Source organism: [Erwinia] mediterraneensis (assembly GCF_900604315.1).
Classification (GTDB): domain Bacteria; phylum Pseudomonadota; class Gammaproteobacteria; order Enterobacterales; family Enterobacteriaceae; genus Pantoea; species Pantoea mediterraneensis_A.
Genome location: NZ_LR026978.1, coordinates 1,766,902 through 1,776,043 on the forward strand (window position 1 = coordinate 1,766,902; position 9,142 = coordinate 1,776,043).

Consider the following 9,142-nt stretch of genomic DNA (forward strand, 5'->3'; position numbering starts at 1 on the left):
AACGTTGCTTGTCCGGAGTTCGGAAGGAGTAACAGGATCGATGCAGGCAGATGGCACCACACCGTACTGATAATGTTTACTCTTGTTCCCTTCGCAGGTACTAACCTGATCAGGTTCCGCGGATCCCGAATTAACGGTCTCAGCCCAGAGGGCACTCCGACAAGATAGGTAACGGTTTGCTGCCAGAAAGGGCAGAAACCACAAAAGCTTTGCCGACACGTACGTCGTCAAAGCCCATTCAGCATAAAAGCGTGCTTAACGAAGCACAAGCGTTTTACAACACATCCTTTATGCCGGGCGCGCCATATCGCTTTCGTTGGCCGCAACCGGACGCGCCAGGCTGTTGTCTGAAGCCAGCTGAATCAGATGATCTTCCAGCGTAAAACGCGCTTCCAGCGTTTCACCCACTTCTGACAGCGCCTGCTGAAAATCGACGCAGTTATCATCGGTGATCGCCTGACCCAGATGCCCATCATAAAGCTGCATCAGGCTTTCGGTATTCTTTTCCAGCGCCGGATAGATCTGCGCAGCCGCAATCAACGGACTGTCACCGCTCATTTCATTGATAATGCGTTCATAAATACTGAAATGCCCGGCGGAAAGGTAATCCACCAGCGTATGACAGAAATTGTCGAGCGCCTGTTCATCCAGGGTGGTCAGTGCATCTTTATTTGGCTTCATGCCAACCAAATGGTAATAGGCGACTAACAGCTGGCGACGCGCGTTAAGCCATGAATCTACCAGTTCGCTACTGCCACCAACGCGCTCGGTCAGGATATCTAACTGGTTAAACATATCAAACTCCATGTGAGTTATAGTTGTTCATCAACCTCTCTAACATCGGGACATCAGCGAGCCCGGTAACGCTAAGGATGACGATTTTTATGCAATGTGAGATCTCAAGCGTAGACGCTGGATGGTGGATTGTCAGTCATGAGCAAAAACTTTGGTTGCCGAATGATGAATTACCGTACGGCCAGGCGGAAAAATGGGGACTGACGGGTAGCCAGGGGCAGGTGATTGGCGAGTGGCAGGGCGATAAAGTGTGGCTGATCCGGGCAGCGAAGCCGGATCATATGGCCTCCGTACGTCAGCTTATCGATCAGGACCCGGGACTGTTTCAACTGGCGGGGCGCGGCGTCCAGCTGGCGGAGTTTTATCGATCCCATCGCTGGTGCGGCTATTGTGGTCATGAGATGAACAGCAGCCAGCACGAATTCGCCTGTCTCTGCGGCCACTGTCACCAACGCTATTATCCGCAAATCGCCCCCTGCATTATTGTCGCGATTCGCCGTGGCGATGAGATTCTGCTGGCGAATCATGTACATCATCGCAACGCGGTTTACACCGTGCTGGCGGGCTTTGTCGAGGTGGGCGAAACCCTTGAGCAGGCGGTGGCGCGTGAGGTGATGGAGGAGAGTAACGTCCGGGTGAAAAATATTCGCTACGTTACCTCGCAACCCTGGCCATTTCCCCATTCGCTGATGATGGCCTTTACGGCGGATTATGAGAGTGGCGATTTGCAGCATGACGGTAAAGAACTGAAAGACGCAGGCTGGTTCCGCTACGACGCTCTGCCGATGTTGCCGCCTGTGGGCACGGTGGCGCGCAGGCTGATTGAGGACACTGTCGCCTTATGCCGCGCCACGGCGCAATGAGTGTTACACTAAGCGCCTGTGATGGAGAGAATTTTGACATGAATGAACTGAAGAACGATCGTTATTTGCGTGCCCTGTTACGTCAGCCGGTGGATATCACCCCGGTATGGATGATGCGACAAGCCGGGCGCTATCTGCCGGAATACAAAGCCACACGCGCACAGGCCGGCGATTTTATGTCGCTGTGTAAAAATGCCGAGCTGGCCTGTGAGGTGACGTTACAACCCTTGCGTCGTTATGCGCTTGATGCGGCGATCCTCTTCAGCGATATTCTGACCATCCCTGATGCCATGGGGTTGGGGCTGTACTTCGAAGCGGGCGAAGGGCCGCGCTTTGCCCATCCCATCATCTGCCGTGCCGATGTGGATAAGCTGCCGGTACCCGATCCGGAGCAGGAGCTGGGCTACGTGATGAACGCGGTGCGCACCATCCGCAAAAACCTGCAGGGCGAAGTGCCGCTGATCGGCTTTTCCGGCAGTCCCTGGACGCTGGCGACTTACATGGTAGAAGGCGGCAGCAGTAAGGCCTTCACGAAAATCAAAAAAATGATGTATGCCGATCCGGCTACGCTGCATGCGATGCTGGATAAACTGGCGGACAGCGTTATTCTTTATCTGAACGCGCAGATTCGTGCCGGTGCGCAGTCGGTAATGGTCTTTGATACCTGGGGTGGCGTGCTTACCGGCCGCGATTACCGCGAATTTTCGCTGTACTACATGCATAAAATTGTCGACAGCGTACTGCACGAGAACGAAGGCCGTCGCGTACCGATCACTCTGTTTACCAAAGGTGGAGGACAGTGGCTCGAGGCGATGGCGGAAACCGGCTGTGATGCGCTGGGCCTGGACTGGACCACCGATATTGCTGATGCGCGTCGCCGCGTGGGTAACAAGGTCGCACTGCAGGGCAATATGGATCCTTCCATGCTGTACGCGCCGCCCGCCCGTATTGAGCAGGAGGTCGATACTATCCTGCAGGGCTTTGGTCAGGGCAGCGGTCACGTCTTTAATCTGGGGCACGGCATTCACCAGGATGTTCCGCCAGAACATGCTGGCGCTTTTGTTGAGGCGGTACATCGCCTGTCGCGCCCGTACCATCAGGAGTAACTATGGATATTGCGGCATTACGTGCCGAACAGCTGTCACGCGCGGCGGAAGTGGTGCGTGAAGATGATTTCGATGTGCTGCCACCGCGTTTTATCGCGGGCGCAGATGTGGGATTCGAGCAGGAGGGCGAGGTCACACGTGCCGCAATAGTTATTCTGGAGTACCCCTCGCTGAAACTGGTGGAACATCGCGTTGCGCGCATCGCGACCACCATGCCTTATATTCCCGGCTTCCTCTCGTTTCGTGAATACCCGGCGCTGCTGGCGGCCTGGGAGATGCTGGAGCAGAAGCCGGACCTGCTGTTTGTCGACGGCCATGGTATCTCGCATCCGCGTCGTCTTGGCGTTGCTTCGCATTTTGGTTTGCTGGTGGATGTGCCGACGATTGGCGTCGCCAAAAAGCGTCTGTGTGGTCGTTATGCGGAGCTGGATGAGACGCCGGGTTCGCGTCAGCCGCTGATGGATAAAGGCGAGCAGATTGGCTGGGTGTGGCGCAGCAAAAAGCGCTGTAATCCCCTGTTCATCGCCACCGGGCATCGCGTCAGCCTCGACAGTGCGCTGCACTGGGTAGAAAAATGCATGGGCGGTTATCGTCTGCCGGAACCGACGCGCTGGGCGGATGCGGTGGCCTCGAATCGTACCGCCTTTCAGCGCTGGCAGAACACGCTTTAACGCTGCCTGTCAGCGCCTTTTGCTGTACACTGCCGCCAGCTATTTCGATAAGAGTCTGCCTCATGTTACTTAACCCGATTCATCTGCGCCTTGAGAAGCTGGAAAGCTGGCAGCACGTCACCTTTATGGCCTGTCTGTGTGAGCGCATGTACCCCAATTACTGGGCTTTTTGTCAGCAAACGGGATTTGCTGACCCGCAGCTGTATCGCCGTATCCTGGATCTCGTCTGGGAAACTCTGACGGTCAAAGATGCGAAGATTAATTTCGACAGCCAGCTGGAAAAGCTGGAGGATGTCATCCCCGACGGCGACGACTTTGATATCTACGGCGTCTATCCGGCTATTGATGCCTGTGTCGCGTTAAGTGAACTGCTCCACTCCCGTTTAAGCGGGGAAACGCTGGAGCACGCCATCGAAGTCAGCAAAACATCAGTGACCACCGTGGCCATGCTGGAAATGACGCAGGCCGGGCGGGAAATGACCGATAAAGAGCTAAAAGAGAACCAGGCGATAATCGATGAATGGGACCTGCAATGGGAGATATTTCGCCTGCTTGCAGCCTGTGAAGAGCGAGACCTTGAATTAATAAAAGGTCTGCGATCGGACCTGCGGGAAGCGGGGATCAGCAATATCGGTATACTTTTTAAGCAATAAGGCGAGAAAACGTGATTCCAGGCCTGAATTACCCTGCCTGGAGGCTTCACATTGGCCCCCTGTCTGGTCTACATTTGGGGGGCTGAAAATTGTGGCTATCGGTGCGTGCAGGCTGAAGAGTGCCTGAATATGGCTTTTCCCTCGCACTCGTTGCTTAGCAGGCGATAAATACACTTTAAGGATAACTTATGAACAAGACTCAACTGATTGATGTGATCGCGGAAAAAGCGGACCTGTCAAAAACCCAGGCTAAAGCGGCACTGGAATCAACACTGGCTGCGATCACTGAGTCTCTGAAAGAAGGTGATGCTGTGCAACTGGTTGGCTTTGGTACTTTCAAAGTGAACCATCGCGCTGAGCGCACGGGTCGTAACCCGCAGACCGGCAAAGAAATTAAAATCGCTGCGGCTAACGTACCGGCATTCGTGTCTGGCAAGGCACTGAAAGACGCTGTTAAGTAAGACACCGCATTGCGGCAAGGTTTAAGAAGGGGGCGGATTCGCCCCTTTTGTTTGGGTGTCTGCCATGCTGAAAAAACATTGTCATCGCGCGCTCAGCCTGTTTATCACTGCGCTGCTGGTCGGTTGCAGTTCCACACCGGATATTCCCGCCTTTACTGCCAGTGGCTATCTTGCCGATCGCGGCGCCGTACGTATCTGGCGCAAGAACGACGAGCACCGCGCAATCCATCTCAGAACGGTGTACACACCTTTTAATGGCGATGCCACCGAGGTCAGCGATTACCACTGGCTGGACGGGCAACTGCTGAGCGTAGAGCGCCATGTAAAGGGCACGCAGCCTGATGATGTTACTCTGCGTTTTGACCAGAATGGCAGCCTGAGCTTTATGCAGCGGCAGCTGGCCGGGCGACGCGAAGCGGTGTCACCCGATGCGGTAGAACTCTACAGCTTTGACGCTCAGCGCATGCTGAAAATCAGTGATGTGCTACTCAGTGGCCGGGTCGTGTTGCGTCAGGGGCACTGGCAGGGCGGAGGACGTGTGTTGAGTTGCGAAGGGACAGTTGTCGCTCCCGCCTTCGATGAGATGACACGCAGCACGCTGGAGCAACAGCAGCGGGTTGCCCGTTCACCGCTGATGGTTTCCTGGCTGGAAGTGCCGGGAGAAGTGCAGCTGCTGCGCACCAGTCATGAAGATGACTGTCGCTGGCAGCCGCAAGAAGATAATTTTTAACGCCAGGCGTGCGCAATGCCGCACGGGCAGAAGAGAGGGGCAACGCGTGCCCCTGAGAGGTTACTGCCGGTTGATAGCGCGATAGCCGATATCTTTACGGCAGAAGCTGCCGTCCCAGCGGATATCCTGCGCCAGCGCATAGGCCCGTTTTTGCGCTGCCGCTACATCTTCGCCCAGCGCCGTTACGCACAGCACACGTCCACCATTGGTAAGCACCAAATCATTTTCCAGTCGGGTTCCCGCATGGAACACTTTCCCATCTGGCACTTCTTCTAACGGTAAGCCGTGAATCTGATCGCCGGTAGCGTAGTCGCCCGGATAGCCGCCAGCGGCCAGGACAACGCCCAGCGCCGGACGCGGATCCCACTGGGAATCTTTTTGATCCAGCTTGCCGTCGCAGGCGGCCAGGCAAAGATCGACCAGATCGGATTGCAGGCGCAGCATGATCGGCTGGGTTTCGGGATCGCCGAAGCGGCAGTTAAATTCGATCACCTTCGGCTGGCCCGCTTTATCGATCATCAGACCCGCATAAAGGAAGCCGGTATAAACGTTACCTTCAGCCGCCATGCCGCGCACCGTTGGCCAGATCACCTGATCCATCACGCGCTGGTGGATCGTTTCGCTGACCACCGGGGCCGGTGAATAGGCGCCCATACCGCCGGTATTCGGACCCGTATCGCCATCGCCGACGCGTTTGTGATCCTGACTGGTGGCCATCGCCAGTACGTTTTCACCGTCGACCATCACGATAAAGCTGGCCTCTTCGCCGTCGAGGAATTCTTCAATAACGATACGGTGACCCGCATCGCCAAAGGCGTTACCTGCCAGCATATCTTTTACTGCGTCTTCCGCTTCCTGCTGTGTCATCGCCACGATTACGCCTTTACCCGCAGCCAGGCCATCAGCTTTGATCACGATAGGCGCGCCTTTTTCCCGCAGGTAAGCAAGCGCCGGCTCCACTTCGGTGAAGTTCTGATATTCCGCGGTAGGGATATGGTGACGGGCCAGAAAATCCTTGGTAAAGGCTTTTGAACCTTCCAGCTGCGCCGCTGCCTGAGTGGGACCAAATATTTTCAGCCCCGCCGCGCGAAAGACGTCGACAACGCCCATAACCAGCGGCGCTTCCGGACCCACGATGGTGAGATCAATCTGCTCCTGCTGCGCGAAGTTCAACAGCGCGGGGATATCCGTCGCGCTGATGGGAACATTTTGCAGTGCCGGTTCCAGCGCGGTACCGGCATTTCCCGGCGCGACATAGACGGTTTCCGCCAGCGGAGACTGGGCAGCTTTCCAGGCCAGAGCGTGTTCGCGTCCGCCATTACCAATGACTAAAATTTTCATCTCGGTTCCTCTGCTGACGATTAATGGCGGAAATGACGCATGTCAGTAAAAATCATGGCGATACCGTGCTCGTCAGCCGCGGCAATCACTTCATCATCACGAATAGAGCCGCCAGGCTGAATCACACAGGTCACGCCGACAGCTGCTGCCGCATCAATACCATCGCGGAACGGGAAGAAAGCGTCAGACGCCATCGCGGAACCTTTTACTTCCAGTCCTTCATCGGCCGCTTTGATGCCGGCAATTTTCGCTGAATAAACGCGGCTCATCTGACCGGCACCAATACCCACGGTCATATTGTCACGGGCATAAACGATAGCGTTGGACTTCACGAATTTGGCAACCTTCCAGCAGAACAGCGCATCGCGCAGCTCCTGTTCGCTGGGCTGACGCTGGCTGACGACGCGTAGCTGGCTGGCGTCCACCATGCCAAGATCGCGATCCTGCACCAGCAGGCCGCCGTTGACGCGTTTGAAGTCGAGACCCGCAACGCGTTCCTGCCACTGACCGCAAACTAATACCCGCACGTTCTGTTTGCTGGCCGTAATCTTCAGCGCGGCGTCGCTGGCGGCAGGGGCAATAATCACCTCAACAAACTGGCGGCTGATAATGGCTTTGGCAGTGCTTTCATCCAGCTCACGGTTAAAAGCGATGATGCCGCCAAACGCTGAGGTGGGATCGGTTTTATAAGCGCGCTCATAGGCTTCCAGAATGGTGCTGCCCACGGCCACGCCACAGGGGTTGGCATGTTTGACGATTACACAAGCTGGCTCACTGAAGGCTTTGACGCATTCCAGGGCTGCATCGGTATCGGCGATGTTGTTATAGGATAGTGCCTTGCCCTGTACCTGGCGGGCAGTGGCTACAGAAGCTTCGCTTACCTTCTCTTCTATATAGAAGGCCGCTTGCTGGTGGCTGTTTTCGCCATAACGCATATCCTGCTTTTTAATAAAGTTCAGGTTCAGCGTACGCGGGAAGCGGCCAGCCGGGGTTTTATCATCGCTGTGATAGGCGGGGACCAGCGAGCCAAAATAGTTGGCGATCATGCTGTCGTACGCTGCCGTATGCTCAAAGGCTTTGATGGCAAGATCGAAACGTGTTTCCAGCGTCAGCGAGTTTTCGTTGGCGTCCATTTCGGCAATGATGGTGTCGTAGTCGCTGCTCTTCACCACAATCGCCACATCTTTATGGTTCTTCGCAGCGGAGCGCACCATAGTCGGGCCGCCAATATCGATGTTCTCAACCGCATCTTCTAATGAGCAGCCTTCACGCGCGACGGTCTCGGCAAACGGATAGAGGTTTACGACCACCATGTCGATAGGCGCGATGTCATGCTGCGCCATAATGGCATCATCCTGGCCGCGACGGCCGAGGATGCCACCATGGACTTTTGGGTGCAGCGTTTTAACGCGTCCATCCATCATTTCCGGAAAACCGGTGTAGTCAGAGACTTCAGTCACAGGCAGGCCCGCTTCTGCCAGCAGGCGAGCAGTACCGCCAGTGGAGAGCAGCTCAACACCACGGCTGGAGAGCGCCTGAGCAAATTCGAGGATACCGGCTTTGTCAGAGACACTCAGCAGAGCGCGGCGTACAGGACGACGTTGTTGCATGGTGGTTTTATCCCTTGGCTTTGTTTCGCAAAAATAAGAGCGTTACATCAAGCTTAGTCTTCCCATTTCTTTATATAAGGAAGAAAGCTTCAGGTAACGCCCCGAAAAGGGGCAGGCCGTTACGTCGTCGGGCATTGTAGCGAAAACGTTTGCGTGATGCTCGTCTAAATTATGTGATATAGCGGGTTGTGGATAAGGTTGTGTGTAACTGCGTATAAAGCCCGGTTTTGCTGTGGAATGCAGCGAACAGTCATTTTCTCTGAATTTAGCGGTTGCGCTCACCAAACAACTCCCTATAATGCGCCTCCATCGACACGGAACAACGGCATACAGGCCGCCGCGTTGAAAGGTTCAGTCCGCTGAACCGCCGGAGAAAAATCCTGAAAAAAAAGGATTGACTCTGAAGGAGGAAAGCGTAATATACGCCACCTCGCGACAGACGGCTGAGCCGCGTCGCACCGCTCTTTAACAATTTATCAGACAATCTGTGTGGGCACTCGCAGGATTGATATCGGAGCCTCCGGGCTTAAAAAATATCAAGTCTCAAGAGTGAACACGTAATTCATTACGACGTTTTTCCTTGAGCATCGCTTCACGAGTTGAAGCAAATCAAGCTTTTAATTGAAGAGTTTGATCATGGCTCAGATTGAACGCTGGCGGCAGGCCTAACACATGCAAGTCGAACGGCAGCACAGGAAAGCTTGCTTTCCGGGTGGCGAGTGGCGGACGGGTGAGTAATGTCTGGGGATCTGCCCGATGGAGGGGGATAACCACTGGAAACGGTGGCTAATACCGCATAATGTCGCAAGACCAAAGTGGGGGACCTTCGGGCCTCACACCATCGGATGAACCCAGATGGGATTAGCTAGCAGGCAGGGTAACGGCCTACCTGGGCGACGATCCCTAGCTGGT

At 55.2% G+C, this 9,142-nt stretch carries 9 protein-coding genes, 1 rRNA gene and 1 riboswitch (1 of these 11 cut by a window edge); of the genes, 7 read left to right on the forward strand and 3 right to left on the reverse strand.

Annotation, left to right across the window (positions count from 1 at the left end):
- Nucleotides 1-69: 69 nt before the first annotated feature.
- Nucleotides 70-169: riboswitch (TPP riboswitch) on the reverse strand.
- Between the two features lie 119 nt (nt 170-288).
- A complete protein-coding gene (gene rsd / locus E0E17_RS08290) occupies nt 289-795 on the reverse strand; it encodes a sigma D regulator (RefSeq protein ID WP_130833280.1) in 507 nt (168 codons plus the stop codon).
- An 89-nt stretch (nt 796-884) separates the two neighbouring features.
- On the opposite strand from rsd, the gene nudC reads away from it, so the two are divergent.
- The 6 genes from nudC (at nt 885) to E0E17_RS08320 (ending at nt 5,279) form a co-directional block, all read left to right on the forward strand.
- A complete protein-coding gene (nudC, locus tag E0E17_RS08295; protein ID WP_130833282.1) occupies nt 885-1,658 on the forward strand; it encodes an NAD(+) diphosphatase in 774 nt (257 codons plus the stop codon).
- 38 nt (nt 1,659-1,696) lie between these two features.
- Nucleotides 1,697-2,764, forward strand: a complete 1,068-nt coding sequence (hemE, locus tag E0E17_RS08300; protein WP_130833284.1) for a uroporphyrinogen decarboxylase — start codon at nt 1,697-1,699, stop codon at nt 2,762-2,764.
- Nucleotides 2,765-2,766: 2 nt separating this feature from the next.
- Complete coding sequence (gene nfi / locus E0E17_RS08305; protein WP_130833286.1) at nt 2,767-3,435, forward strand: deoxyribonuclease V; 669 nt, start codon at nt 2,767-2,769, stop codon at nt 3,433-3,435.
- Between the two features lie 62 nt (nt 3,436-3,497).
- Nucleotides 3,498-4,088, forward strand: a complete 591-nt coding sequence (locus E0E17_RS08310; RefSeq protein ID WP_130833288.1) for a YjaG family protein — start codon at nt 3,498-3,500, stop codon at nt 4,086-4,088.
- A 188-nt stretch (nt 4,089-4,276) separates the two neighbouring features.
- Nucleotides 4,277-4,549 carry a nucleoid-associated protein HU-alpha gene (hupA, locus tag E0E17_RS08315; RefSeq protein ID WP_006121511.1) on the forward strand — a complete coding sequence of 91 codons (273 nt, stop codon included), beginning with the start codon at nt 4,277-4,279 and terminating at the stop codon, nt 4,547-4,549.
- Between the two features lie 64 nt (nt 4,550-4,613).
- Nucleotides 4,614-5,279, forward strand: coding sequence for a DUF1481 domain-containing protein (locus E0E17_RS08320; protein WP_130833290.1), 666 nt, complete (start codon nt 4,614-4,616; stop codon nt 5,277-5,279).
- Between the two features lie 60 nt (nt 5,280-5,339).
- On the opposite strand, the gene purD is transcribed toward E0E17_RS08320, so the two are convergent.
- Entirely contained in the window at nt 5,340-6,620 is a 1,281-nt protein-coding gene (gene purD, locus E0E17_RS08325) for a phosphoribosylamine--glycine ligase (protein WP_130833292.1), read from the reverse strand.
- Nucleotides 6,621-6,640: 20 nt separating this feature from the next.
- Nucleotides 6,641-8,230, reverse strand: a complete 1,590-nt coding sequence (gene purH / locus E0E17_RS08330; RefSeq protein ID WP_130833294.1) for a bifunctional phosphoribosylaminoimidazolecarboxamide formyltransferase/IMP cyclohydrolase — start codon at nt 8,228-8,230, stop codon at nt 6,641-6,643.
- Between the two features lie 618 nt (nt 8,231-8,848).
- On the opposite strand from purH, the gene E0E17_RS08335 reads away from it, so the two are divergent.
- Nucleotides 8,849-9,142 (forward strand): 16S ribosomal RNA (locus E0E17_RS08335); it runs 1,248 nt beyond the window's last position.